The following is a 24,437-nucleotide window of genomic DNA, read 5'->3' as shown; positions in this document are numbered from 1 at the left end:
CCCCAAAATCTCTGGCGTTACTTGTCGTCGAACTTTTCGTTGATGACGTCGCGATATTCGCGGTCGGAGGCGCGGAACAGGAAGACGAAATAGCCGATCAGCACCGCCGCCATGATGATCAGCGTCGGCCAGTCGATGATGTAATGGAAGCGGTTCTGGATGATGTCGTGCGCGGTCTCCGGCGTATAGCCGAGCTTTTCCCAGATCGAGGCCATGGTCGGGTTCTGTCCCAACGCTTCCCAGGTCTTGGCATCGAGCGCGTCGATGGATTTCGCCGCACCCGCCAGGCCGAGTTTCAATGGCAGCCACAGCGCCACGAAAATGGCGACCACGACGACCACGATATCGAAAATCTGCCCGGCCTTGCCTTGTTCCGGCGGCGTGTAGCGCGACATGTCTTCTACCCCTCAGGACGTTCTGTTTTCAGGACTTGCGGCTGCGGGCCGCGTCGGCGTTCTTGATGTCGAGACCGTAGATGAAGTCCTTGTCTTCCTTGTAGTGATTGACCATCGCCAGGATCGCGGCCGTGTTGAAGATCAGCACGGCGGCCGCCGCGATCGCGACGACGATCTTGATCCCGGTGTCCGGGATGTAGGGCCATGTCATGACGAGCACGAAGAGGATCGTCGCCCAAAGGCAGATGATCAGGAGCGCGGATCCGCGCAGGTCGGAACGGTACAGCGCTTCGATGCGCTGCTGCAGGTCTGACATCGGTTTTCCCCTTTTTCCAGCGCCCGACCCCGAATTGGCCGCCCGCTGCCCTCTTTCAACAGAGTGAAATTTTTTTCATAAATTCGGGCCGAATCCAGCAATTGTCAAGCCGATTTTACGTTGGGTTAACCGTTTGTCCCCAGCCGCGAATTTTGCCTGACAATGAAATTATTTGCTTGCGGGTATTGCGGCATCAGGACGTTTGCGATCAATATTCGACCAAATGCTCTCCGCGCAGGGAGCCGGGAACACAATAGAATTTTCGAACGGAGGATTTGCGGATGACGGCATCCTGGAGATTTTCGACCCTGGCGGATCGCCATCGCGCGTTAGGCTCGAAGCTCGAAGACTGGAGCGGCATGGGCACCGCCTGGACCTACGACAAGGACGCCGACGAGGAATACACCGCCATCCGCACCAGGGCCGGGCTGATGGATGTGTCGGGCCTGAAGAAGGTTCACATCACCGGGCCGCACGCCTCACACCTCATAGACCTGGCAACGACGCGCGACGTGGAGAAGATCTATCCCGGCAAGTCGGCCTATGCCTGCATGTTGAACGAGGCCGGCAAATTCACCGACGACTGCATCCTCTACCGCACCGGGCCGAACGCCTGGATGGTGGTGCACGGCTCCGGCACCGGCCATGAGGAATTGCAGCGCGCTTCCGTCGGCCGCGACGTATCGCTGCGCTTCGACGACAATCTGCACGATCTGTCGCTGCAGGGCCCGACCGCGGTCGACTATCTCTCAAAGCATGTGCCGGGCATTCGCGACCTCAACTATTTCCATCATATGCAGACGCAGCTGTTCGGCCTTCCCGTCATGATCTCGCGCACCGGCTATACCGGCGAGCGCGGCTACGAGATATTCTGCCGCGGTCAGGACGCCGGCACGATCTGGGACAGGATCCTCGACGAGGGCAAGAGCGCCGGCATCATTCCGTGCCGCTTCACCACGCTCGATATGCTGCGCGTCGAAAGTTATTTGCTGTTTTATCCCTATGACAACTCGCAGAAATATCCGTTCGAGAACGAAGGCCCCGGCGACACGCTGTGGGAGCTCGGCCTCGACTTCACCGTCAGCCCCGGCAAGACCGGCTTTCGTGGCGCCGAAGAGCATTACCGCCTCAAGGGCAAGGAGCGCTTCAAGATCTACGGCGTTCTGCTCGACGGCAAGGAACCGGCCGACGAAGGCGCACCGGTCTATCACGACGGCAAACAGGTCGGCGTGGTGACCTGCGCCATGTATTCGCCGCTGGTCGAGAAATCGATGGGCATCGCCCGCCTCGACGTCGACTGCGCGGTCAAGGACACCAAGCTCGAGATCCGCAACAAGAGCGGTTCGATCAGGGCGACGGCGCAGCCTCTGCCCTTCGACGATCCCAAAAAGACCAAGCGCACGGCGAAAGGCTGAGGCACAATCGACAGCGAGGGGTTTCGAGGTACGAAGTAGAGAATGGCAGCCAAAACGATCATCAGCCGGCCCATTTACGGAACCCTGTCCCCGCAGCCCGGCAAGCATCATCTTTTCGTGGCGGATGCGGAAGGCGCGCTGGCGATCGTCGATATGGCAAGGACGGCGCCCCCCGGCTTCTTCGACGGCGCCGAAATCGTCTTCATTCCCGGGGCCGACGGCAAGCACGTTGCCGCTCTTGAGGCACTGAAGTCCGCGCAATTTCATGTCGCGCCAACCTTCGCCAGCCTGCTGCCCCGGCTGAAGCAGACGCTTGCCAACGCGCATATGGGCCTGCGCCTCTATCTCGCCGGCACCGAAGGGCTGATCGGCAAAGCCATGCAGGTGGCGCTCGAAGCCGGCATCGATCATACCTCCATGCAGACCGAGCATCGCGGCTCATTGGCGCGGCGCATGCAGTGCGTGCATTGCAAAGGCATCACCGAAAATGTGACGACGCAGCCGGCCACCTGCGCGCATTGCGGCCTGCTGCTTCTGGTGCGCGATCATTATTCGCGACGGCTGGCAGCATTCCAGGGCGTCTGCATAAATGCCGAGGATCGCTCGGAGATTCCTCCCATCGAGGAGGTCTTCCCATGAGCACCGGCACCACCAAGCTCGATGTCGTCGTCAGCGACGTCGTCCCGGTCAACGAACTGGTGACGCGCTTCCATTTCCGCCGCCGTGACGGTGAGCTTTTGCCGACCTTTTCCGGCGGCGCCCATGTCGTGGTCGAGATGCGCGATGGCGACCGCACAAGGCTCAATCCCTATTCGCTCATGGGATCGCCGCTCGACACCCGCGAATACACCATCTCGGTGCGCCGCGACGATGTCGGCCGCGGCGGCTCGTTGTTCATGCACCGGAGCGTCAACCCCGGCCTGGAGATGGTGGTCAGCTACCCCGTCAATCTGTTCTCGCTCGACCTCAGGGCCAAGAAGCATCTGATGCTTGCCGGCGGCATCGGTATCACGCCGTTCATGGCGCAGACCGCGCAGCTCGCCGGGTCCGGCGGCAATTTCGAGCTCCACTACACCTGCCGCACCGCCTCGCTCGGCACCTATGCCGATGTGCTGCAGGAGCGCTATGGCCGTCGCGTCCGGCTCTATCACGACGACCGCGACGAGCGCATCGAACTCGACCGTCTCTTGTCCTCGCAGCCGCTCGGCACCCATCTCTATGTCTGCGGCCCGGCCGGCATGATCAACTGGGTGCGCGAGCGCGCTGCGGCTCTCGGCTGGCCGGCGGAGACCGTGCACTACGAGCATTTCGCGGCACCTCAGCCCGGCCTGCCGTTCGACGTCACACTTGCCGTCAGCGGCAAGACCATCCGCGTCGGCGAGCAGCAGAGCCTGCTCGAAGCGATCGAGGCCGCCGGCGTCGATCCGCCCTATCTCTGCCGCGGCGGTGTCTGCGGCCAGTGCGAGACCAACGTCGTCTCGTATGACGGCAAGTTCATCCACAACGACCACTGGCTCAGCGAGGAAGACCATCGTTCCGGCTGCAAGATCATGCCGTGCGTGTCGCGCTTCGAAGGCAAGTCGCTGGTCCTGGAAAGATAGGAGGCGAGCTTGGGCATCACCTTTCGCAAGGAAACGTTTCGGGACGATTTCACCTTCAAGAACAGCCCGGAACACATCAGGCGATTTCCGTTCCCGTTCCACGAAGACGCCTACATGTATGCGGTCAACATCGAGCCGCATGTCGTCGGCCCCAAGGGCAGCGTTCTGGAAAACCTGATCGACGTCGACGAGCACTATGTCGCCGAGATGCAGGACCGTGCACTGGTGCTGGCCGACGATCCGCTGCGCTGCCAGTCGCTGCCGCATATGACGCTGGCCGGCTGGGACCTGCTCGAACTTTTGATGGAGCAACAGGCACTTGGCTATCCCGAGCATTTCACCCTGACCCGCGACGGCGACCGCTGGCGCTGGATCAACCGGCCGCTCGGCATCGACGACACCTTCACCTTCGGCGACACCTCGACACTGCCTTACGGGCCGATGGAGTACATCACCCGCCAGAGCCAGGGTGATTTCTGCATTCTCGATCAGCGCGACGGCAATCTTTGGATGGACGCCGGCATGGTCACCACTCAGGCCGACTGGTCGCTCGATTTCGACATCGGCATGAATTTCTTCGAATGGCACGCGCCGGTGCCGCTGGCGCATGAGAAGGGGATTTTCGTCAGGGCGCTGAAGTTCCTCACCAACATCCAGCAGGGCAAGCCGGCGCGGCGTCTCAACTGGACGATGACCATCAACCCGCGCCTCGACACCAGCCCGGAGAATTACCACAAATGGGGCCCGGACCGCGCGACGGTGACGCCCGAAAATGTCGGCGACAAGGTGCATCTGCGCGTCGAACTGCAAAGCTTCTGGCGCCTGCCGCGCTCGAACGGCATCGTCTTCCCGATCCGCTGCTATCTCATCAAGACGGACGAACTGGTGACACAGCCGAAATGGGCAAGACGACTGCACCGGGTGATCCGGGATTTGCCGGAAGAGCTGGCCACCTACAAGGGCCTGACGCGGTATCGGCCGACGCTGCTCGAATGGCTGTCGAAGCTGGATGATGGCAGTGCTACGTCACCGGGGTTCGGGCCGGACTAAAGCTGCCCACAAAGCTGCTGATCTCCCCCCAAGAGGGGGAGATGCCCGGCAGGGCAGAGGGGGGCGCCGTAGAGTGCCGGCCCTTGCCCAATGTCCATCCCAGCGCTTCGGCGAAGCTCACGGCGCGCCGCTCAGCCCAGCCACAATCACGATATGCTGGCAGACATTGTCGATATCGCGAATGACATCGTCGTTCCAGAAGCGCAGGACCGTCCAGCCCAGAGCTTCAAACTTGGCGGTTCTTGCGGCGTCCGATTCCGACGTTTCGGCTTGGCCATGCTGGGAACCATCAAGCTCGATGATCAGCTTTTTGTCCGGGCACGCAAAATCGACGATATGGCCATCGATAGGCATCTGGCGCCGAAACTTCAGTCCCATCAGCCTGTGTGCCCTGATCTCGTTCCAAAACTTGAGTTCGGCATCGGTCATCAGCTTGCGCATTCTGCGCGCATTGCGGCGGTTGTTGGCGGAAACCAGATTATGCGTCATCGCGGTTCGCCCCCCTCTGTCCTGCCGGACATCTCCCCCTCAAGTGGGGAGATCGGATGTCACGTCGGCTTTCGCCAATCGCCGATGTTGCAGAGGAGGGGCCGTCGCGAAACTACTGATCTCCGCACGAGAGGATCAAGGGAAGATCGAACTCCTACCCCGCGCTCTGCGGATAGCAAATAATCGACAGATACCGCATCGGAAGTTTCGTCAGTTGCTCCGGCCCGTGCGGCGCATCGGCGTCGAAGAACAGGCTGTCGCCGGGCTTCATCGGATAGAGGTTGCTGCCGTGCCGGTACACCACCTCGCCCTCCAGCATATAGAGGAATTCCATGCCCTCATGCTGGAAGGTCGGGAACACATCCGAATCCTCGGTCAGTGTGATCAGATAGGGTTCGACGACGACGCCGCTGGTGTTGGAGCCGATATGGCCGAGCAGATTGTATTGATGGCCGGCGCGGGTGCCGCGGCGTTCGACATCGAGGCCTTCGCCGGCCTTGACGAAGACGGCGCTGCGCTCTTCCTCGAATCGGCGGAAGAAGGCGGTGACGGGAACGCCGAGCGCCCTCGACAGCGCCTGCAGTGTGGTCAGCGACGGCGAGGTGATGCCGTTCTCGATCTTCGACAGCATGCCCAGCGAAATGTCAGTGGCGACGGCGAGATCGGCAACGGTGATGCCGAGCTTCTTGCGGAAGGCGCGCACCTCGCGCCCGATCGCCACCTCCAGCACTTTTTCGCGGGTGTCGCGAATGGCGTGCGGATTCTGCGTCAGCGGCGCGCGGATGGGTTTTCCGTCCACGGAGGCCTTTGCCGGTGGCTTTGCCCTTGTCGAAGCAGTCTTGGAGTCGGAACTTGTCTTCGCCATCTCGCCCCCGAATCCCTGTGACTTTATTTCACTCCAGGTGAACATATTCGGTGCCGATACAGAAACGCAACCGCGCAGCAAGCCCGTTAAGTCGAATGGTGTCCGCACCGGATTTGCGCCGTCATCGGTTTTTCCGGAAATCCGCTGGGGCGAAACGCGGTTTCGCCACAAGGCCTGTTGACAGCATCCAAGAGGCAATTACTGTCCTGTGAGTGAAATTTGTTTCGTAAGAGCAATTCCAAAAATCGAATGACACCGGGAGGCCTGCCATGAAAACGCGCGTTGCCGTCATTGGAGCGGGGCCATCCGGTCTGGCCCAGCTCAGGGCCTTCAAGTCGGCTGCCGACAAGGGCGCCGAGATCCCCGAAATCGTCTGCTTCGAAAAGCAGTCGGACTGGGGCGGCCTGTGGAACTACACCTGGCGCACCGGCCTCGACGAGCATGGCGACCCCGTCCACGGCTCGATGTACCGCTACCTCTGGTCGAACGGACCGAAGGAGTGCCTGGAATTCGCCGACTACACATTCGAGGAGCATTTCGGCCGTCCCATCGGCTCCTACCCGCCACGCGCGGTGCTGTGGGATTACATCAAGGGCCGGGTCGAGAAATCAGGCCTACGCAAATGGGTGCGCTTCAACAGTCCGGTGCGCATGGTGACCTTCTCGGACGAGACGAGAAAATTCACCGTCACCGCGCATGACCGCACGAACGACGTCACCTACTCCGAGGAGTTCGACAATGTCGTCGTTGCCTCAGGGCATTTCTCGGTTCCCAACGTTCCCTATTTCGAAGGCTTTTCGACGTTCAACGGCCGTATCCTGCACAGCCATGATTTCCGCGATGCCATGGAGTTCAAGGGCAAGGACATACTGATCATCGGCCGCTCCTATTCTGCCGAGGACATCGGCTCGCAGTGCTACAAATACGGCGCCAGATCGATCACTTCCAGCTACCGCTCCAAACCGATGGGGTTCAAATGGCCGGAGAACTGGAAGGAAGTACCGCTGCTGCAGAAGGTCGTCGGCAAGACGGCGCACTTCAAGGATGGCACCACCAAGGACGTCGACGCCATCATCCTGTGCACCGGCTACCTGCATTCCTTCCCGTTCCTCACGGAAGAGCTGAAACTGAAGACCGCCAATCGCATGTGGCCGGACGGGCTCTATGAGGGCGTCGTGTGGGAGAAGAACCCGAAACTGTCCTATATCGGCATGCAGGACCAGTTCTACACTTTCAACATGTTCGACGCCCAGGCCTGGTTCGCCCGCGACGTCATCATGGGCCGTATCAAGCTGCCGTCGGTACAGGCGATGGCCGAGCACGGCGCCAAGTGGCGGGCACGCGAAGAGACGCTGGAAGACGCCGAGCAGATGATCTGGTTCCAGGGCGACTACACCAAGGAATTGATGGACCAGACCGACTATCCCGGCTTCGACGTCGAGGCGGTCAACCAGACCTTCATGGAGTGGGAGCACCACAAGGCGGAAGACATTATGAGCTTCCGCGACCACGCCTACCGCTCGCTGATGACCGGCACCATGGCGCCATTGCACCATACGCCCTGGCTGCAGGCGCTGGACGACTCGATGGAAAGCTATCTCCAGGTGAAGGGCGTGGCGGCGGAATAGGTCGGCGTGATGCAAAACAATGCGCCGGCACCGGCCCAGTTTCAATTCAGAGGGTAGTCGGGAGCCGCATCGGTCTCCGTCACCTTGACCCACACCAATTCGCTATAATAGGCGCCCTCCGGGCCGGTGCCGTACATGGACAGTCTGTCAGCCATCAGCAGATGTGTCATGTCGTTGAGTGCCCGGCCGGTCGGCTCCTCGGGCCAGGCGAAGACGCCGTCGGTTTTGGCGCCGAACCTCACATCGGTGCATCCGAAATCGATCTCGACCTTCCACGACAGCAACGGCCTGACATCGCTGAGCGGCGGGCGCGGCGGATCGGGCTGCTCGAAGTGATGGTCGACCGAGACTCTCGTCGGCACTGCCGGCGTGATGCCTTTGGCTTTGAAGGAGGCGATGGCGTCGTCGCCAAATCGTGCGAGCAGGCCAGCGTGCCATAACCGGTAGGTCGCGCGGAAAAAGCCGCTGACCCGGATAGATTTGCCATCGTTGTTGAAGACGTTCACAGCGGCGTAGAAACGGCGCAGTCGTGGCGCCAGCGCCCGCCAGTCGCATTCGGCCGGTGTCCCCGGCGTCGCGATGAAATCGTCAAGCAGATCGCTGCCGCGCACATTGGCGTTCAGCACCGTGCAATCCTCACCACGGATATGCCAGTGCCGCCGGAGCTCGGCTGCTGCGATGCCAGGCTTGCGCAGCTCTTCCACCGAGGCGCGAACCCGAGCAATCGCGTAGGACGTAGCCGCGTCCAACGTCTCAAACCCCGAAACCACATGCTCGCCGGTCTTGGCCATGTCGAAGACGACGACAGTAAAAGGCGGTTCGCGCTGATCGGGCATTCGGCAGCAAGCTCAGGCTGGTCGAGGATGAAGCAGCTTTCCGCGCGAAAATGCGTCAAAGTCAAGAGCTGGAGCGCGGCCTGCTATTTCCAGAAGAGGCGAACTCCAGAAGAGGCGAAACCGTTCTATCCGAGCCGTGCTTGAGCTTTCGCGGCTCAGGGGTCGACGACCGACCGCGATGATGTCGATGGCAGGTTGTTGCCAGCCCGCGACAATGCCGCGACTTTGGACAGTGCGATCAACACTTCCTGGCCGAGATCGCGTGTGCCCGCCACGGGGCAGGTGATGATCATCACTTCAATCCAGCGGATAGTCGGGAGGCGCCTCCGTCTCGGTCACCTTGGCGGTTAGTATCTCGCAGTCGTTGGCCCAGTCGGGGCCATCGCCGCGCATGGCCATCATGTCGGCCATCAGCAGGAACTGCATGGTTCTGAGCGCCCAGTCGGTCGGCTCTTGCGGCCAGGCGAAGATTCCGGCGGCGTCGCCACCGAACTTCACGTCGTGGCAGACAAGACCGACCTCGACCTTCCAGGATCGCAGCGTCAAGCCTGGCGGCGGGTAGGGCGGGTCGGGAAGCTCGAAGTAATTGGCGACCATGAGCTTCGTCGGCTCCGCCGGCTCGATCCCCTTGGCTTTGAAGGCGGCAATGGCGTCGTCGCCAAAGCGCTCGAGGAGGCCGTCTCGCGTCAGCCTGTAGGTCGAGCGAAAGAAGCCGCCCGCCCAGACGGATTCGTTGTTGCCGTTGGAGATCAGCAGCGAGGCGCGGAAGCGGCGCAGCCTGGGCGCCAGCGCCTGCCAGTTGCACTCGGCTGGCGTCGCCGGCGTCGCAATGAAATCGTCGAGTAGATCGCTGCCGCGCACTCCGGCGTTCAGCACCGAACAGTCTTCGCCATAGAGCTGCCAGAGCTGGCGAAGCTCAGCAGTGGCGATGCCGGGCTTGCGCAACTCCTCCACCGAGGCGCGAACCCGCGCAATGGCGTAGGACGTCGCCGCCTCCAGCGTGTCAAACCCCGAAACTACGTGCTCCCCGTCCGGCTCGCCGGTCTTGGCCATGTCGAAGACGAGTACGGCAAAAAGGCGGTTCGCCGGGATTGGACATTCAACAATTATCCTAGTCTTGCCCGCGCCTTCGCCGTCCAGGCATTGAACAGCCGGTCTGCGACGATGCCGATGAAAGCGATGGCGAGACCCGCGACAATGCCGCGTCCGGAATCGGCCTTGGACAGCGCGATGAAGACTTCCTGGCCGAGGTCGCGTGTGCCGACCATGGCGCAGATGATGATCATCGCCAGCGCCATCAGGATCGTCTGGTTGACGCCGAGCATGATTTCGGGAAGCGCCATTGGCAATTGTACCCGAAAGAAGGTCTGGCGCGGCGTGCAGCCGGAAACCTTCGCCGCCTCGATCAGCGCCGGCGGCACTTGCCGGATGCCGTGATTGGTGTAGCGGATCGCCGGCACCACAGCGAAGGCGACGGTGGCGATCATGGCGGTCACGTCGCCGACGCGGAACAGCATCACCACCGGAATGATGAAGCAGAAGGACGGCAGCACCTGCAGCGTGTCGATGATGGGCGTGACGATCTTTTCGAAGCGGTCGCTGCGGGCGGCCATCAGACCGATCGGAATGCCGATCAGGCAGGCGATGAAGGCCGAGATGCCGCAGAGATAAACCGTCGCCATGGTCTTTTCCCAAAGGCCGGTGACGGCGCAGAAGGCGGTCAGCGCGGCGACGAGGGCGGCGAGACGCAGGCCTGAGAGCTGGTAGCCGGCGAGGCCGAGCAGGGCCACTGCGCCGAGCCACGGAAAGCCTTCGCAGAAGGCGCGCAGCGGGTTCAGTACATTGAGGATGAGCGCCACGCGAAACGCTTCGATCACGTCGAAGAAGTTGATCGTCACCCAGTTGACCGCCGCCTTCCACAGTGGCGCGGTGGTGAAGGTGATCGCCTTCGGCACCGCTGCGAATGCCGGTACGAACAGGCCGAGCAGCGTCGTCACGACCAGGATGGCGATGGCCAGCGACAGATTGGGATAGCGCCGCCAAAAGCTCTGGTTCGCCTGCCGTTGAACGTGGCCCTTCGCCTGTTCGTGGGCGATGGCTTGGCTCAACCGGTCGAGCCCGATGGCGAGTGCCACAATGGCGAGCCCGGCTTCCATCGCTTCGCCGACCTTCAGCGCACGCAGCGCCAGCAGCACGTCGTAGCCGAGGCCGCCGGCGCCGATCATCGAGGCGATGATGACCATGTTGAGCGCCAGCATGATCACCTGGTTGACGCCGACCATCAGCGTCGGCCGCGCCGATGGCAGCAGCACGCGCCACAATTTCTGCCGCGCCGTGCAGCCGGCCATCTCTGAGAAATCATCGATCTCTGACGGCACCCGCGACAGACCCAGCATCGTTGCCCGCACCATCGGCGGCGTGGCGAAGATGGCGGTGGCGATCATCGCCGAGACCGGGCTGTTGCCGAACAAAAGCAGCATCGGGATGAGATAGGCGAAGGTCGGGATGGTCTGCATCAAATCGAGGGCAGGGGAGATGATCAGCCGCTCGGCCCATGGCTTGCGCCACGCCCAGATGCCGGCGAACAGGCCGGTGACGATGCAGAACGGCACCGCGATGGAAATCAGCGCCAGCGTCAGCATGGCGCTGGTCCATTGGCCGAACAGCGCGGTGTAGAGGAAGCAGCCGCCGACCAGCATGCCAAGCTTTCTACCGCCCGCGGCGTGCCCGGCGATGAACGCGGCGGCGCAGACGCCGATCCAGGACAGGCGCGGCAGGACATAGGCATCGGCACCGTGACCGATCTTGAAATTCTTGGCCAGCAGGTCGAGCGCGAAATCGAGGGGAACGCCGAGCACCGCGGTGATCGAGCGGGTCAGCCAGGACAAGTTCGACTTGATCCAGCGCATCAGCGCACTGACCCAGTCGGCGACGGGAACGACCGCATCGGCCGGATAGTCGACCGCCCATGGCAGCCTCTCCTGCAGCAGGAATACCACCAGCACGGCGGCCAGCGCCAGCGCCCAGATCAGCAGCCAGCGCTGAACCGGTGGCCTCGTTTGGCTGGCGCTTGCAGTCACCGTCATGCGCCGGCTCTTTGCTTGTCGATGCCGGCCAGCAGTCCGATCACGGCTTGCGGCGTCACCTCGCCGATCGACTTGCCGCTGCCGTTGACCACCGCGAACGGTTTTCCCGAAGCGACGATGCTGGCCGAGAAGCTGGCGATCCTGGCGTCGGGCGAAACCGTGCCGCCATGCTCGGAGCCATCCAGGGCACGCATCAGGCTGCGCGCCGAAATCACCTTGGCGCGGTCGACATCCCGGGTGAATTCGGTGACATAGTCGGTCGCCGGATTGACCACCAGTTGCTCCGGTGTGCCGATCTGGATGACCTCGCCGTCCTTCATGATGGCGATGCGGTCGGCCAGCCTGATCGCCTCGTCGAAATCATGGGTGATGAAAACGATGGTCTTGTGCAGCATGGTCTGCAGCCGCATCAGCTCGTCCTGCATCTCGCGGCGGATCAATGGGTCAAGCGCCGAGAACGGCTCGTCGAGGAACCAGATCTCCGGCTTGGTCGCGAGGCTGCGGGCAATGCCGACGCGCTGCTGCTGGCCGCCGGAGAGTTCGCGCGGATAGAAATGCTCGCGGCCGCGTAAGCCCACGAGATCGATCACCTCCCGCGCTCTCGCTTCGCGCGTCGGTCGGTCCTGGCCCTGGATGCTCAGGGGAAAGGCAATGTTGTCGAGCACGTTAAGATGCGGCAGCAGCGCAAAATTCTGGAACACCATACCCATGCGATGACGCCGCAGTTCGATCAGCGCCGCATCGGAAATCTTGAGCAGGTCGTTGCCTTCGAATTCGACCTTGCCGTAGGTCGGCTCGACCAGCCGCGACATGCAGCGCACCAGCGTCGACTTGCCGGAGCCGGACAGCCCCATGATGATGAAAATCTCGCCCTGGCGGATTTCGAGATCGACGGCGCGCACCGCGCCGACCAGTCCGGCGGCAGCGACATCGGCCATGCTGGCCTTGCCGGCACGCTCGCGGATGAAGCTGGCCGCGTTCGATCCGAACAGTTTCCAGACATTACGGCAGGCAAGCTTTATCGGCCGCACATCCTCCGGCGTGCCAGTTGCCTGCGGTTCAGTCGCTTCCGTCATCCAATGGTCCTTCTGGAAAATGGAGATAAGACCCGGCCGCTAGGGCCGGGTCTGGCTTCCAGTCAGGCGATCACTGCGCCCAGGCTTTCCAGTCGGCTTCGTGGGCGGCGATCCAGGCGGCGGCGACATCTTCGGGCGTCTTGCCGCCGAGGTCGATCTCGCCGCTCATCTTGTTGAGCTCATCGGTGTCGATCGTGTACGCCTTGGCCACCTTGTAGGCGACCGGCCATTTGTCCTTCATGCCGGACCAGGAGTATTTCCAGATTTCGCCATGCGGTTTGCCGCAATCATATTTGGCATCCGGGTTGGTGCCCCATTTCGGGTCGGTGTAGCACTCGGGCGTATACTCCGGGAATTCGACCCACTCGCCCTTGTACTTGGCCGGCGCCCAATGCGGCGAATAGATCCACAGCATGATCGGCGCCTTGCGCTGATAGGCCGAGTCCAACTCGGCGAACATCGCCGCGTCGGTGCCGGCATGGATGACGGTGAAGGGCAGCTTCAGCGCCTCGACGCGCTCGTCGTCAAAGCCTTCCCAGGTTACCGGGCCGCCGAGATAGCGGCCCTTCGGCGCCGTCTCCGCTGTCGAGAACGCCTCGGCGCATTTCGGGTCCTTCAGCGCTTCCCAATTGGGCAGGCCGGGGCATTTCTCCTTCATATATTCGGGAAACCACCATTCCTCCTTGGCCTTCGGCCCGAGCTTGCCCAGCCGCTCGGTCTGGCCGGTGGCGTCTGAAGCCTTCATCGCTTCGCCGGCCGTCGTGTCCCAGAACTCCAGGCCGACATCGAGGTCGCCATTGGTGAGACCGGTGGTCAGGCTGGAGAGGTAGTCGGCGGTGGGATACTCGACGGTGTAGCCAAGCTTTTCGAGGATGCCGCCAAGGATCTTGGCGTTGAGGTTGACGCTGGTCCAGTCGAACAGCGCGATCTTGATCGGGTCGTTGGATTCAGGTGCTGCTGCGTGGACCGGTGATGTAAGCGCACTTGCGGCGGCGAGTGCAAGGGCTGCCATTGATAGGTTCGAAATCACACTGCGAAATGACATGCTTGTTCTCCTGTCAAACCATGTGGAAATTTCTTGACCGTTCCCTTCTTGCGTCTTTTCTTGATTGTGTTGGAAAGGCGGGTCGTTGCGCAAGTTCGTTCGCACCATGCCATTGCCGCGGCCGCAACTTGCGCAGGCGAAATGGTTGCTCGACTTGGTGTTTATGTGATGCCGGGCGGGCCCGCGTCATGGCATCGGATGGATTGCTGCGTGAGCAATCGTCAACAGATCGATCGCCGCTCCAGCGGCGCTCTCAGACGTGCGAGCCATCAAGGTCCCATGGTCTCGGCCGGCGAGCTCGCCAAGGCCGTTTCATGAGATGAAATTATATATACCAACGTTCATGCGGCGCAACGGCTGATGCCCTGTGCACTGCGGAATTTCAGACTGGTCGATTGCCAACCGCCAGAGCTGACGTTCACGACATGATCAGGCCGCCATCGACATTGATGGTTTGGCCGGTGATGTAGGTGGCGTCGTCGCTGGCGAGAAAGCTGACCAGGCCGGACACGTCCTCGCCGCTGCCGGCGCGCCCCATCGGGATGTTCTTCACCCATTCGGCCATCAGCTCGCCGGGCTTGTAGTCACCCATCAGCTTGCCCCAGGCGGCGTCGTTGTAAGCCCACATGTCGGTGTCGATAATGCCGGGGCAGATCGCGTTGACGGTGATCTTTTCCTTGGCGACTTCCTTGGCCAGGCTCTGGGTAATGCCGACGACGCCGAACTTCGACGCCGCATAGTGCGGCGTGTAGATGAAACCCTGCCGCGCCTGGCCCGATGCCGTGTTGATCAGCCGGCCGCCGTCGCCATGCTTGCGAATGCGCGCGATCGCTTCCTGGCAGCACAGGAACACGCCCTTGGTGTTGACGGCCATCACCTTGTCCCACTCGGCCTCGGTCATCGCCTCGATCCGGGCGATGGTGATGACGCCGGCATTCTGCACCGAAATGTCGACACGGCCGAATTCCTTCTCGGCGAGATCGTAAAGCGCTGTAACCTCATCCTTCCTGGTCACGTCCATGCGCATCGACGCGACCTTGGCGCCCGCTGCTTTCAGGCCGGCGGCGACGTCCTCGACGCGGGCATCGATGGCGCTGACCACGACCGCGGCACCTTCCTCGGCGAAGCGCTTCGCCATCGCCGCGCCGATGCCGCCGCTCGCGCCGGTGATGACCGCAGTCTTGCCTTCAAAACGCTTCTGCACTTTTCTTCTCCTACCAGCAGACAAAGCCGCCATCGACGATCAGGTCGATGCCGGTGACGTAACTCGCGGCGCGGCTGGCCAGGAACACGGTCGGGCCGACCATTTCTTCCGGCGTCGCCATGCGCCCCATGGGCGTGTCGCGTTCGAAGATCTTGATCTGTTCGGCGACCTCCGGCCGCTTGTTCATCGGCGTCAGCGTGTAGCCTGGGCTCACCACATTGACGCGCAGGCCGCGATCGGCCCATTCCATGGCGAGGCTTTTCGACATGTGGATGACCGCCGCCTTTGACGAATTGTAATGCGCCTGGGTCAGGCCGCGATTGACGATCGAACCCGACATCGAGGCGATGTTGATGATCGAGCCCTTGCGCCGCGTCAGCATGGCGCGCGCTTCGGCCTGGCAGGACAGGAACACGCCGCTGACATTCACGTCGTAGATTTTCTGCCACTTCTCCAGCGGCAGCGTCTCGGCCGCCTCCGCACCGGCAATGCCGGCATTGTTGACAGCAATTGTCAGTGCGCCGAGTTCTTTTTCGGTGCGCTCGATCGCCGCTGCAAGGTCAGCCTCAGACGTCACCGTGCCGGTTAGCACCAGTGCCTTGCGGCCAAGTGCCGAAATCCTGTGCGCGGTCTCGTCCAGCCCGCCCTTTGAGGTGTGGCCGAAACACACGACATCGGCGCCGGCTTCGGCCAGTCCAATGGCGATCGCTTGCCCGATGCCGCTGCCGGCGCCGGTCACCAGTGCCACGTCTCCGTGAAGATCGAATAGTTTCATCGTCGGTCCCTCTGCTCCAACTGCCGGCCGCCTGAAATGAAGGGGCGCCAGTCTTTGCTGGCGCCCCGCGCGGTCCGGTCCTTGGGAGGATACCACCTGCTGCGCTTTGTTCCGACTCCTGTCCTCAGCTCGTGGCGAGTTCCATCACCGCGACATTGCTGGCCTCGCTGCGGCCGAGAATGCCGCGCTGGCGGCCGCGGCTCAGCACCAGCACCCGGTGCGACAGACCCAGCACCTCCTCGAGGTCGGAGCTCACCACCACCACCGCCATGCCGGAACGGGCGAGGTCGGCGATCACGTCGTAGATCGCCGCACGCGCGCCGACATCGATACCGCGCGTCGGCTCGTCGAGGATGAACACTTTTGGCGGCCGCGACACCCATTTGGCGATGATCACCTTCTGCTGGTTGCCGCCGGACAGTTTCGACACCGCCTGGTTCGGCTTGCCTTTGACGCCGAGACGGGAGATGCCGGCCTCGGCGAATTTCTGCACCGCTTTCGGGAACACCCAGCCCTTCGGCGCGACATGGTCGAAATTGCCGAACGCCAGATTCTCGCCGATGGTCTGGTCGAGCACCACGCCTTGCGCCTTGCGGTCTTCCGGCACCAGCACGACGCCGGCCTTGATGGCTGCCGCTGGCCCGCTGAGATGCACCGGTTTGCCGGCAACGCGCACCGAGCCCGACGAGATCGGATCGGCGCCGGCGATCGCCCGCACCAGTTCGGTGCGGCCGGCGCCGATCAACCCGGCAATGCCGAGGATCTCGCCTGCTTTGACCGAGAAGGAAACGTTGTTGAAGCTCTTCTCCGGCGAGGACAGGTTGTCGACCTCGAGCAGCGTCTCCTCGCGCGGCGACGACAGATGCGGGAACATCCGTTCGACCGAGCGGCCGACCATCTGCTCCACCACTGTGCGCACGGGAATATCGGCGCGCTCGTGGCGGGCGACGATGCGTCCGTCGCGCATCACAACCACGCGGTCGGCAATCTGCGCGATCTCGTCGAGACGATGGCTGATGTAGATGAAGGACATGCCCTCCGCCTTGAGCTTGCGGATCTGCTGGAACAAAAGCTCCGTTTCCTCGCCGCCGAGCGCTGCGGTGGGTTCGTCGAAGATCAGCAATTCGGCATTGAGCGTCAACGCCTTGGCGATCTCGACCTGTTGCTGGGCGGCGATGCGCAGCGTGCCCACCTTGCGCTCGGGCGAGACGTCGAGGCCAAGCCGCTTCAACTGCGCCGAGGCCTTGGCGTTCATCTCGGCGCGGTCGATGCGGCCGCCGCGCATCGGCAGGCGCCCGACATAGACGTTTTCCGCCACCGACAGATCCGGCAGCAGCTTCAGTTCCTGATGGATCATGCCCACACCGGCATCGATTGCCGCGGCAGGCGAGGCGGGGGAATAGGGCTTCCCCCGCCAGATGATGGTGCCCGCGTCGGGCCGGGTCGAGCCGGCGATGATATTGGACACCGTCGACTTGCCGGCGCCGTTTTCGCCGAGCAGCGCCACAACCTCGCCCGGCCGCACCTCAAAGCTTGCATCGGCCAGGACCTGGACCGGTCCGTAGCTCTTGCAAAGGCCGTTGACGAAGAGCCCGTTGTGCGGGCTTTCGCTGTGGCGAGGATCAGGAGACATCGTGGTGCTCTCTAAAGCGGTGCCGGTCGTTACGGATGCTTGGCGATGAACTGCTCGACATTGTCCTTGGTGGTCAGCGTCGCATCCTGCAGCTGCTCGGCCGGAACGCTTTCGCCGGCCACCAGCTTGATCGCCGCATCGACGGCGAGACGGCCCATGCCTTGCGTCTGCTGCGTCGCGGTGACGTCGAACACGCCGTCCTTCAGCGCCTTGAGCGCGGCCACGTCGCCATCGAAGCCGGCAACCCAGACCTTGTGGCCGGGATTGGCGACCTTGACCGCCTGTGCCGCACCCAGCGCCAGCGCATCGGCCTGGCCGATGACGATGGAGACATCGGGATGCGACTGCAGCAGGTCCTGCGTCAGCTTGAAGCCTTCGTCCTGGTGCCAGCCTTCGCTCCACAATTCGCCGACCACCTTGATATCGGGATAGGCCTTGAGCGCTTCGCCGCAACCCTTGGAACGGTCGACTTCCGGCGTGGTGCCCTTCTGGCCGTGGATGATGATCAGTTCGCCTTTGCCGCCGGCCTGCTTGGCGATGTAGTCGCACACCGCCTGCGCCGAGGCGACACTGTTGGTGGCGATGAAGGTGTCGCCGGGCGCGCCGTCGGCGTTGCGGTCGACATTGATCACCGGAATGCCGGCGGCCTTGGCGGTCTTGGTCGGCACGGTGGCGGCTGTGGCGCCGGCCGGAATGTAGATCAGCGCGTCGATGTTCTGCGTGATCAGATCCTGCACCTGGCTGACCTGGGTCGCTGAATCGCCCTTGGCGTCGACGGTGACGATCTCGATGCCCTTCTCCTTGCCGTAGGCTTCGACCGACTGCTTGATCTGGTTGAAGAAGTCGGCCTGCAGATTGGCGACGGCGAGGCCGAGTTTCTTGGCGTCCTTGGCCGAGGCCATGTCGGTCAGGCCGAGCAGGGGAATGATTGCGGCAGCGGCGAGCAGCAGTGAACGTTTGGTGAGCATGTGTTTCCTCCGTTGATAGTCAAACTGTCCCGCCAGCGCATCGCGCCCCTTGGAACATCCCAGTTTCGGATCGACCGATCCGTCTATCGCCCGGACGTTCCGGGCGAATTCTCAATTGTGCCCCGCTCTCTATCGCGCCCTGCGCCGCCAGGTGTCGCTGGCGACGGCCAGCGCGATCACCACGCCGATCACCACCTGCTGGATGAAGGGCGAGACGCCGAGCAGATTGAGGCCGTTGCGCAGCACGCCGATGATGAGCACGCCGACCGCTGTGCCGCCGATCGAACCGACGCCGCCCGAGAGGCTGGCGCCGCCGATCACCACCGCCGCGATGGTGTCGAGCTCATAGCCGAGGCCGGAACTCGGCTGGACCGAATCCAGCCGCGCGGCAAGCACAATGCCTGCAAGACCCGCAAGCACGCCGCAGATGGCATAGACCCAGTTGGTCAGCGACTTCACCGGAATGCCGGAGAGCCGCGCCACCTCGGCGCTGCCGCCGATGGCGTAAAGGCTGCGGCCGGTGGCGCGGTAGTTGAGGAAGATGGCGAAGACGATCGCCAGCACCATCATCACCCCGACTGTGACCGACAGGAAGCCGAAATGGCGGATGATCGACAGGCTGGTGAACCAGTCGGGAAAGCCGACGATCTGCGAACCGTCGGTGATCATGTTGGCAAGACCGCGCGCCACCGACATCATCGCCAGCGTCGCAATGAACGGCGGCAGCCGGGTGACGGTCACCAGCAGGCCGGACACCAGTCCGCAAAGGCCGGCGACGACCAGTGCTGCGACGACGCCGGCCGCAAGGCCGAGATTGAGATAGTCGGGGTGGGAGACAAAGCCCATCACCATGGCGGCCAGCGCCAGCACCGAGCCGACCGAGAGATCGATGCCGCCGATCAGGATCACCAGCGTCATCCCGATTGCCATGATGCCGAGCACCGTGATCTGGTCAAGTACGTTGAGGATGTTGCGCACGGTGAGGAACGTGTCGGTGGTCAGCGTCAGCGCCAGGCAAAGCAGCAGCAGCCCGATCAGCGGCCCCATGGTTCCGGCAAACAGCGCCGAAAGCTTCGCGGCCGTCGCACCTTGAGTGCCGGGCGCGGCTTTCAACTCGCCAGCCTTCGACTCGCTTGCATCATTACTCACGGCCACTTCGTCTCCTCCGTCAGCGAAACGACGATGGCCTGCCGTCCGCTCTTGTTCACCAGGCACCTCCCTGTGAACAATTTATCTTTGATATGCAATTTTGTTCAGCTAAACTGTTCATTAGAAAATTGTCAAGAGCCGTTGCGCCATTCGGCGAAGGTTTGCGCCACCGGGCGGTTTGTCCTAGGGAAGGCCAGGGGGCGGCGCTTTGCGGAAAAGATTTCCGAAATCTGCCGCGGGAGAGCACGAGCATGGCGACCGTCGAAAATGAGAAGGCCTCGCGCTTCCCCGATGCCGAGCTGAAGGCCCGCGCCGCCTGGCATTACTATGTCGAAGGGCTGACGCAGGAGCGCATCTCCGAGATTCTTGGCGTCGGCCGCATCAAGGTGCACCGGATCCTGTCGGCTGCCCGCGAGGAAGGCATTGTCCAGTTCCGCATTCGCGACAGTGTCGTCGAATGTGTGCAGCTCGAGGAGAGCCTGAAGCAGCGCTTTGGGCTAAGCCAGGCGGTCGTGGTGCCGTCGGCCGCCGACCGCAGCAACGCGCCGCTGATGATCGGCCACGCGGCTGCCGCCTATCTCGCCGACAACGTCAATGCCGGCGACGTCATTGCGCTGGGCTGGGGCCGGACGCTGAAATTCGCCATCAACGAATTGCCGAGGCGGCCGATTGCCAGGACGACGGTCGTCTCGATGCTCGGCGGCCTCACCCACGCGCAGCCGCTCAACCCGACCGAAAGCGCCTGGGAGTTCGCCGAAAAGATCGGCGCTGAATGTTTCCTGCTGCCGGTGCCGGTCTATGCCGACAAGCCGGAACAGCGCGACGCCTTCATGAGTCAGCGCAGCGTTCAGGATGTCGTCTTCCGCGCGCGCCGCGCCAACATCGCCGTGCTCAGCGTCGGCTCGTTTTCCAAGGACAGCCCGATCGCCAATTACGGCTTCATCAAACCGAGCGAACTCGAGGAATTGCAGGCGGCCGGCGCGGTCGGCGACCTCTTGTGCCATTTCATCGACGCCGAGGGCCACTCTGTCGACCATGAGGTCAACCGCCGCGTCTGCGCCTATCCGCTGCAGGATCTGTCCGATATTCCGAGCATCATCCTGGTGTCAGGCGGTCAGGAGAAGGTCGCCGTCATGCGCGCCGCGCTCGCCAACACCAGGATTTCGGTGCTCATTACCGATGAGGATGCGGCCAAAGGCCTGCTCAACCGTTGAGCGCTGTCGGCGTCGGTCAGAATTCGCAGGGCTCCGGACGACTGTCGTCCGACCAGTCGGCCAGTGCGATCGGCACGAATTTTCCCGCGACCGGTTTGCCGTCGTCCAGGTCCTTTGAAGCGGTACCTTTGCCGGTGAGAAAATTGATGTCGCAGCCGCCCAGCGTCGTCCCGACCGAGCCGTCGGCTTTCTGCACATTCCAGTCCCAGTCGCGACTGTAGCCGGCGACAAGGAATTTACCGCCGCGCCAGACGATGGTCAGCGTCGCATCCCATGATTTGTTGGCGCCGCAGCCGAAGCACGAGGTGACGACAAGCGATCCCTTGCCCTTGCTTTCGAGCCCGAGAATACGGTCCTGCGTCAGCGCCCTTTTGACAAAGTCAGGCTTGCGCGAAGGATCGAGCTTTCCTTCGCCGGCAGCCAGATAGATCGAGAGATCCGCCAGCCCGCTGTCGGAATCCGCTGCGATCGCGGCCCGATCCATCCTGCCGTCATTGTCCATGTCGAGCGTGACCTCGAAGGGCGGCTCGTCCTGCGCACGCGCCGTCATTGGAGCTGCCGCAAGCGCGACAATCCAGGGCAGGGCGGCAAGGTGAAATACTGCTTTCATGAGCCCGATGAGTCTAGCATTGGCCGGGCAGGACGCAAAATCGGCAAGCTGGGCAGGTTGGGCATGGGAGCCTCACGCAGGCAAGCTGCGCTTGAACTCAGATCGCACCGAGCCGCGCGTGGATGTCGCGTGTCGCGTGATAGAGGTCGCGGTAGATCGCCTTGCGCGCCCGGTAAGCCGGCACCAGCGTCATATCCGGATCGACACGCCTGGCCGGCGCCGCCGCCATCGCCTTGGCGGCGTCTTCCGGCGAGGCAAACCAGCCGATCGCCGAAGCCGCCAGCATGGCCGCGCCAAGGGCCGCCGCCTCGTTGACCGGCGACACGAACAGCGGCCGCTCCAGCACGCTGGCCATGATCTTCATCAGCAGCGCCGAATTGGTGCCGCCGCCGGCGGCAATCATCTCTCCCGGCTTGCCGCCGCTTTCGGCCTCCATCGCCTCGCTGGCGATGGCTTGCTCCAAAGCGATGCCTTCCAGCGTGGCGCGGAAGAGATGCCTGGGCTCATGGTCGAGCGACAGGCCAACAACGGCGCCGCGCGCCGCGCCATCCCAATAGGGGCTCATGACGCCGGCCCAATAGGGCATGACCAAAAGACCGTCGCTGCCGGCCGCAACATCGACCGCACCCTTCTCCAGTTCTGCCGCGGAAGACGCGCCGGTGGTGCGCACGATCCAGTCGACCAGTTGCATGCCCGAGCGCAGCACGGTTTCCAGCATGAAGCCGGAGCCGGTCGGCGAGACCAGCGTGCGAAACGCGTCCGATGTGGTGACCGTGCCGGAATAGCAGCCGCTGACGACGCCGGAGCCGAGCGAGAGATAGCTCCTGCCGGCACCATAGACGCCCATGCCGAGACCCATGGCCTGGCCATCGCCGGCGCCGGCGACAATTGGCGTGCCCGCTTTGAGGCCAGTCAACTGGGCAATGCTTTCGGCAAGGCCGCCGCAGATTTCGCCTGGGCCGATCAGCGCCGGCAACTGCCGTGGCTGCAACCCTGCAGCCGCGACAAGCTCAGGGTGCCATTCGCCTGTCGCGACATCGAGCAAGCCGAGCGGGTCGGCACTTGCCGTGCTGGTTACCAGCCGTGCGGTCAGCCGGTGAACGAAGAAGCCATGAACATCGACCAGGGCGGCGGCGTTGGCCAGCACCTGCGGCTGGTGTTCCGCCAGCCAGGCGATGGCATAGAGCGCCGGCGTCGGATCCGGCGGCTTGCCGCTCCAGTCGCGGATCGTCTCGCGGCCAAGCTCGGCCGACAGCTTGGCGACTTGAGGCCGGGCGCGCTCGTCAAGCCACAGGATCGCCGGGATGAGCGGCGTGCCGGCCTGATCGATCAGGGTGAAGGTCTCGCGCTGATGGGCTATGGCAATTGCCGCCACGCGCGCGGCGCCGACCTTGTCGGCAACCTGCTTCAGTGCACTGACGAGGGCTGCCCACCAATGTTCGGCATCCTGCTCGAAATGGCCGGGCTTCGGATTGGCCAGCGGATAGGCCTCGCGCGCCTGGAACAGCTCCGCGCCGTCGCGGGTGAAGGCGATTGCCTTCACCGCCGTCGTCGAGGCATCGATCCCGATAACGACATCGTCCATCACAGGGAGATCCCGAAGGTTCAGGCGGCGTTGGTCACAAACTGTCCGTCCGACTGGTCGAGACGGCGGCGGATCTGCGTTATCACCATCGAATCGTCGGGTACACAATTTTCATAGGTGAGGAAGTCGCCGGTCTTGACCGGCTTGACCACCTTGGCGCGTTCGGCAATCCCGAGCGGCAGCGCGCCCTTGGCGCGGGCGTCCTCCCAGGTCATGGCGAAGCCGCGATAGTCGTTCTCGCCGATCATGCCGAGCGATTGGCCCGCGCCGAGATCGCTCTTGGCCACCGCCACCGCTTCGGCGACCGGATGGTCGAGGGGCTCCATGTCGGCGCGTTTGTAGACCACGGCGCGCGCCGCCGACAGTGGCACTTCAAGGCTTGTCAGGTGATAGGGACGGTAGATCGTGAAATAGGGGCCCTTGCCGACCTTGAGGTCGACCATGCGCTCCAGCACGCGCGGATGCCTCGTTTCGATGATGCAGAACACGCCGGGCGCCACGCCCTTGCCGATGGAATAGTCGACCACGCCCTTGCGGTGCAGCACGCCGCCATCCTCGCGCGGGCAAAGCACGCTGGCCAGTTCCTCCAGCGTCGCCGTCGGGCCGTGCATGCCCGGCACGTCGGGCACCAGCCCGGTGGCGTTGGCAATCGCCACCATCTCGATCGCCGTCTTGGAACCGTCGACGAACTCGACCAGCATGCGCGCATTCATATTGCGCTCGGCCGCTTCCTTCTCGTAGTCGGCGGGCATGGCGTCGATCTTGAGCGGGTTGTTCTTGCCCTTGCCGGCGGCGATGATGTTGAAGCCGAGGCTCTTGGCGAAGCCGATGATCTCCAGCGTGCAGGCGGGTTCGTCGCCGGCCGCACCGGTGTAGACCACGCCGGCCTTGCGCGCTTCCTCCTTGAGGAAGCGGCCGATCGTAATGTCCGCCTCGACATTGAGCATGACGATGTGCTTGCCGTTCTTCATCACTTCGAGCGCAAACAGCGTGCCGATGTTGGGATTGCCTGTCGCGTCGATGATGACATCAATGCGGCCGGCCGCGGCCAGCGCATGCAGATCTTCGGTGACAGCGATCTTGCCGGCCTCGATGGCGCGGTCGATGGCAGAGGCGTTCGCAGCCTGGACGATGTCGGAGCGGTCATGGCCGGCGAGCAGTGCGGCATCGATCGCCGCTTGCGGGCGCACCTCGGAAATGGCACCGATCCGCATGCCCGGCATCAGCGCCACCTGGACGACGATGTCGGTGCCCATCTGCCCGGCGCCGGCGAGACCGATGGTGATAGGCCCTTGGGCTTCAGCGCGCTGCAGAAGTTCCGCTGCAAATTGCGGATGGGCCATATCGCTTCCTCCAGTCACGACGCGCCGCAGCGTCAAATCATCATTTTGAACATTCCTATTTCCATTTGAAAAATATTTCAACCCGCAAATCGGAGAATGGCTGCAGGACCAAATCTCCCACGGAGGATTCGTGGGGTGACAGCTTCATGCTGCG

25 protein-coding genes are annotated in these 24,437 nt (G+C 63.0%); 7 read left to right on the top strand and 18 right to left on the bottom strand.

What is annotated here, in order from left to right:
- Nucleotides 1-17: 17 nt before the first annotated feature.
- Both NKI06_RS16775 and NKI06_RS16770 read right to left on the bottom strand, forming a co-directional pair.
- Nucleotides 18-395, bottom strand: a complete 378-nt coding sequence (locus NKI06_RS16775; RefSeq protein ID WP_023668545.1) for a hypothetical protein — start codon at nt 393-395, stop codon at nt 18-20.
- A gap of 28 nt (nt 396-423) precedes the next feature.
- A complete protein-coding gene (locus NKI06_RS16770) occupies nt 424-711 on the bottom strand; it encodes a hypothetical protein (protein WP_023684429.1) in 288 nt (95 codons plus the stop codon).
- A gap of 281 nt (nt 712-992) precedes the next feature.
- Here NKI06_RS16770 and NKI06_RS16765 point away from each other — a divergent pair, with 281 nt between their 5' ends.
- The 4 genes from NKI06_RS16765 to NKI06_RS16750 are packed head-to-tail and all read left to right on the top strand — an operon-like array spanning nt 993 to nt 4,777.
- On the top strand, nt 993-2,126 hold the full coding sequence (locus NKI06_RS16765; RefSeq protein WP_352986252.1) for an aminomethyl transferase family protein: 1,134 nt from the start codon (nt 993-995) through the stop codon (nt 2,124-2,126).
- Between the two features lie 42 nt (nt 2,127-2,168).
- On the top strand, nt 2,169-2,765 hold the full coding sequence (locus NKI06_RS16760; RefSeq protein WP_352986250.1) for a dimethylamine monooxygenase subunit DmmA family protein: 597 nt from the start codon (nt 2,169-2,171) through the stop codon (nt 2,763-2,765).
- Nucleotides 2,762-3,727, top strand: a complete 966-nt coding sequence (locus tag NKI06_RS16755; protein WP_352986248.1) for a PDR/VanB family oxidoreductase — start codon at nt 2,762-2,764, stop codon at nt 3,725-3,727. Before NKI06_RS16760 ends, NKI06_RS16755 begins: the two co-directional genes overlap by 4 nt.
- Nucleotides 3,728-3,736: 9 nt before the next feature.
- Complete coding sequence (locus NKI06_RS16750) at nt 3,737-4,777, top strand: heme-dependent oxidative N-demethylase family protein (RefSeq protein ID WP_352986246.1); 1,041 nt, start codon at nt 3,737-3,739, stop codon at nt 4,775-4,777.
- A gap of 117 nt (nt 4,778-4,894) precedes the next feature.
- Here the strand turns inward: NKI06_RS16750 and NKI06_RS16745 are convergent, their stop codons facing one another.
- Nucleotides 4,895-5,266 carry an endonuclease domain-containing protein gene (locus NKI06_RS16745; protein WP_502900595.1) on the bottom strand — a complete coding sequence of 124 codons (372 nt, stop codon included), beginning with the start codon at nt 5,264-5,266 and terminating at the stop codon, nt 4,895-4,897.
- A 154-nt stretch (nt 5,267-5,420) separates the two neighbouring features.
- On the bottom strand, nt 5,421-6,131 hold the full coding sequence (locus NKI06_RS16740; protein ID WP_023740647.1) for a helix-turn-helix domain-containing protein: 711 nt from the start codon (nt 6,129-6,131) through the stop codon (nt 5,421-5,423).
- Here NKI06_RS16740 and NKI06_RS16735 point away from each other — a divergent pair.
- Together NKI06_RS16735 and NKI06_RS16730 are read left to right on the top strand one after the other, a co-directional pair.
- Nucleotides 6,049-6,312: a hypothetical protein gene (locus NKI06_RS16735; protein WP_023696625.1), complete on the top strand. Its 264-nt coding sequence runs from the start codon at nt 6,049-6,051 to the stop codon at nt 6,310-6,312. The two genes, NKI06_RS16740 and NKI06_RS16735, sit on opposite strands and share 83 nt — an antisense overlap.
- A gap of 88 nt (nt 6,313-6,400) precedes the next feature.
- Nucleotides 6,401-7,759: a trimethylamine monooxygenase gene (locus NKI06_RS16730; protein ID WP_023668538.1), complete on the top strand. Its 1,359-nt coding sequence runs from the start codon at nt 6,401-6,403 to the stop codon at nt 7,757-7,759.
- A gap of 41 nt (nt 7,760-7,800) precedes the next feature.
- On the opposite strand, the gene NKI06_RS16725 is transcribed toward NKI06_RS16730, so the two are convergent.
- The 11 genes from NKI06_RS16725 to NKI06_RS16675 form a co-directional block, all read right to left on the bottom strand.
- A complete protein-coding gene (locus tag NKI06_RS16725; RefSeq protein WP_352986240.1) occupies nt 7,801-8,595 on the bottom strand; it encodes a hypothetical protein in 795 nt (264 codons plus the stop codon).
- Nucleotides 8,596-8,750: 155 nt separating this feature from the next.
- Nucleotides 8,751-8,888, bottom strand: coding sequence for a hypothetical protein (locus NKI06_RS16720; RefSeq protein ID WP_352986238.1), 138 nt, complete (start codon nt 8,886-8,888; stop codon nt 8,751-8,753).
- 4 nt (nt 8,889-8,892) lie between these two features.
- Nucleotides 8,893-9,648 (bottom strand): hypothetical protein, encoded by a 756-nt coding sequence (locus NKI06_RS16715; protein WP_352986237.1) that lies wholly within the window; start codon nt 9,646-9,648, stop codon nt 8,893-8,895.
- Nucleotides 9,649-9,701: 53 nt separating this feature from the next.
- Entirely contained in the window at nt 9,702-11,681 is a 1,980-nt protein-coding gene (locus NKI06_RS16710) for an ABC transporter permease (protein ID WP_023684420.1), read from the bottom strand.
- Entirely contained in the window at nt 11,678-12,757 is a 1,080-nt protein-coding gene (locus NKI06_RS16705; protein WP_023684419.1) for a quaternary amine ABC transporter ATP-binding protein, read from the bottom strand. Before NKI06_RS16705 ends, NKI06_RS16710 begins: the two co-directional genes overlap by 4 nt.
- Nucleotides 12,758-12,827: 70 nt before the next feature.
- The gene (locus NKI06_RS16700) at nt 12,828-13,802 is read right to left on the bottom strand and encodes an ABC transporter substrate-binding protein (protein ID WP_023716139.1); all 975 of its coding nucleotides are present in this window, start codon (nt 13,800-13,802) and stop codon (nt 12,828-12,830) included.
- Nucleotides 13,803-14,220: 418 nt separating this feature from the next.
- On the bottom strand, nt 14,221-15,039 hold the full coding sequence (locus NKI06_RS16695; RefSeq protein ID WP_352986235.1) for an SDR family oxidoreductase: 819 nt from the start codon (nt 15,037-15,039) through the stop codon (nt 14,221-14,223).
- On the bottom strand, nt 15,017-15,781 hold the full coding sequence (locus tag NKI06_RS16690) for an SDR family oxidoreductase (RefSeq protein ID WP_352986233.1): 765 nt from the start codon (nt 15,779-15,781) through the stop codon (nt 15,017-15,019). The genes NKI06_RS16695 and NKI06_RS16690 overlap by 23 nt, the downstream gene beginning before the upstream one ends.
- Before the next feature lie 124 nt (nt 15,782-15,905).
- Nucleotides 15,906-17,414 (bottom strand): sugar ABC transporter ATP-binding protein, encoded by a 1,509-nt coding sequence (locus tag NKI06_RS16685; RefSeq protein WP_352500552.1) that lies wholly within the window; start codon nt 17,412-17,414, stop codon nt 15,906-15,908.
- Nucleotides 17,415-17,443: 29 nt separating this feature from the next.
- Complete coding sequence (locus NKI06_RS16680; protein ID WP_352500553.1) at nt 17,444-18,382, bottom strand: sugar ABC transporter substrate-binding protein; 939 nt, start codon at nt 18,380-18,382, stop codon at nt 17,444-17,446.
- 129 nt (nt 18,383-18,511) lie between these two features.
- A complete protein-coding gene (locus NKI06_RS16675) occupies nt 18,512-19,495 on the bottom strand; it encodes an ABC transporter permease (RefSeq protein WP_050588086.1) in 984 nt (327 codons plus the stop codon).
- Nucleotides 19,496-19,782: 287 nt separating this feature from the next.
- On the opposite strand from NKI06_RS16675, the gene NKI06_RS16670 reads away from it, so the two are divergent.
- Entirely contained in the window at nt 19,783-20,745 is a 963-nt protein-coding gene (locus NKI06_RS16670; protein WP_023684411.1) for a sugar-binding transcriptional regulator, read from the top strand.
- Between the two features lie 16 nt (nt 20,746-20,761).
- Here NKI06_RS16670 and NKI06_RS16665 read toward each other — a convergent pair whose 3' ends face one another.
- The 3 genes from NKI06_RS16665 to NKI06_RS16655 all read right to left on the bottom strand — a co-directional run bounded on the left by NKI06_RS16665 (nt 20,762) and on the right by NKI06_RS16655 (nt 24,283).
- The gene (locus NKI06_RS16665) at nt 20,762-21,355 is read right to left on the bottom strand and encodes a hypothetical protein (protein WP_352986230.1); all 594 of its coding nucleotides are present in this window, start codon (nt 21,353-21,355) and stop codon (nt 20,762-20,764) included.
- A 97-nt stretch (nt 21,356-21,452) separates the two neighbouring features.
- The gene (locus NKI06_RS16660; protein WP_352986228.1) at nt 21,453-22,940 is read right to left on the bottom strand and encodes a xylulokinase; all 1,488 of its coding nucleotides are present in this window, start codon (nt 22,938-22,940) and stop codon (nt 21,453-21,455) included.
- A 20-nt stretch (nt 22,941-22,960) separates the two neighbouring features.
- Complete coding sequence (locus NKI06_RS16655; RefSeq protein ID WP_023668524.1) at nt 22,961-24,283, bottom strand: NAD(P)H-dependent oxidoreductase; 1,323 nt, start codon at nt 24,281-24,283, stop codon at nt 22,961-22,963.
- Nucleotides 24,284-24,437: the final 154 nt, after the last annotated feature.

This window comes from Mesorhizobium sp. M0772, assembly GCF_040320135.1.
Lineage (GTDB): Bacteria > Pseudomonadota > Alphaproteobacteria > Rhizobiales > Rhizobiaceae > Mesorhizobium.
This window is presented reverse-complemented; position numbering and strand designations above follow the sequence as displayed.

What these genes read in the sequence shown, in the direction of transcription:
- NKI06_RS16775 (WP_023668545.1), bottom strand. Translation starts at nt 395, where the DNA reads ATGTCGCGCTACACGCCGCCGGAACAAGGCAAGGCCGGGCAGATTTTC.
- NKI06_RS16770 (WP_023684429.1), bottom strand. Translation starts at nt 711, where the DNA reads ATGTCAGACCTGCAGCAGCGCATCGAAGCGCTGTACCGTTCCGACCTG.
- NKI06_RS16765 (WP_352986252.1), top strand. Translation starts at nt 993, where the DNA reads ATGACGGCATCCTGGAGATTTTCGACCCTGGCGGATCGCCATCGCGCG.
- NKI06_RS16760 (WP_352986250.1), top strand. Translation starts at nt 2,169, where the DNA reads ATGGCAGCCAAAACGATCATCAGCCGGCCCATTTACGGAACCCTGTCC.
- NKI06_RS16755 (WP_352986248.1), top strand. Translation starts at nt 2,762, where the DNA reads ATGAGCACCGGCACCACCAAGCTCGATGTCGTCGTCAGCGACGTCGTC.
- NKI06_RS16745 (WP_502900595.1), bottom strand. Translation starts at nt 5,266, where the DNA reads ATGACGCATAATCTGGTTTCCGCCAACAACCGCCGCAATGCGCGCAGA.
- NKI06_RS16735 (WP_023696625.1), top strand. Translation starts at nt 6,049, where the DNA reads ATGGGTTTTCCGTCCACGGAGGCCTTTGCCGGTGGCTTTGCCCTTGTC.
- NKI06_RS16740 (WP_023740647.1), bottom strand. Translation starts at nt 6,131, where the DNA reads ATGGCGAAGACAAGTTCCGACTCCAAGACTGCTTCGACAAGGGCAAAG.
- NKI06_RS16730 (WP_023668538.1), top strand. Translation starts at nt 6,401, where the DNA reads ATGAAAACGCGCGTTGCCGTCATTGGAGCGGGGCCATCCGGTCTGGCC.
- NKI06_RS16725 (WP_352986240.1), bottom strand. Translation starts at nt 8,595, where the DNA reads ATGCCCGATCAGCGCGAACCGCCTTTTACTGTCGTCGTCTTCGACATG.
- NKI06_RS16720 (WP_352986238.1), bottom strand. Translation starts at nt 8,888, where the DNA reads ATGATCATCACCTGCCCCGTGGCGGGCACACGCGATCTCGGCCAGGAA.
- NKI06_RS16715 (WP_352986237.1), bottom strand. Translation starts at nt 9,648, where the DNA reads ATGGCCAAGACCGGCGAGCCGGACGGGGAGCACGTAGTTTCGGGGTTT.
- NKI06_RS16710 (WP_023684420.1), bottom strand. Translation starts at nt 11,681, where the DNA reads ATGACGGTGACTGCAAGCGCCAGCCAAACGAGGCCACCGGTTCAGCGC.
- NKI06_RS16705 (WP_023684419.1), bottom strand. Translation starts at nt 12,757, where the DNA reads ATGACGGAAGCGACTGAACCGCAGGCAACTGGCACGCCGGAGGATGTG.
- NKI06_RS16700 (WP_023716139.1), bottom strand. Translation starts at nt 13,802, where the DNA reads ATGTCATTTCGCAGTGTGATTTCGAACCTATCAATGGCAGCCCTTGCA.
- NKI06_RS16695 (WP_352986235.1), bottom strand. Translation starts at nt 15,039, where the DNA reads ATGGCGGCTTTGTCTGCTGGTAGGAGAAGAAAAGTGCAGAAGCGTTTT.
- NKI06_RS16690 (WP_352986233.1), bottom strand. Translation starts at nt 15,781, where the DNA reads ATGAAACTATTCGATCTTCACGGAGACGTGGCACTGGTGACCGGCGCC.
- NKI06_RS16685 (WP_352500552.1), bottom strand. Translation starts at nt 17,414, where the DNA reads ATGTCTCCTGATCCTCGCCACAGCGAAAGCCCGCACAACGGGCTCTTC.
- NKI06_RS16680 (WP_352500553.1), bottom strand. Translation starts at nt 18,382, where the DNA reads ATGCTCACCAAACGTTCACTGCTGCTCGCCGCTGCCGCAATCATTCCC.
- NKI06_RS16670 (WP_023684411.1), top strand. Translation starts at nt 19,783, where the DNA reads ATGGCGACCGTCGAAAATGAGAAGGCCTCGCGCTTCCCCGATGCCGAG.
- NKI06_RS16665 (WP_352986230.1), bottom strand. Translation starts at nt 21,355, where the DNA reads ATGAAAGCAGTATTTCACCTTGCCGCCCTGCCCTGGATTGTCGCGCTT.
- NKI06_RS16660 (WP_352986228.1), bottom strand. Translation starts at nt 22,940, where the DNA reads ATGGACGATGTCGTTATCGGGATCGATGCCTCGACGACGGCGGTGAAG.
- NKI06_RS16655 (WP_023668524.1), bottom strand. Translation starts at nt 24,283, where the DNA reads ATGGCCCATCCGCAATTTGCAGCGGAACTTCTGCAGCGCGCTGAAGCC.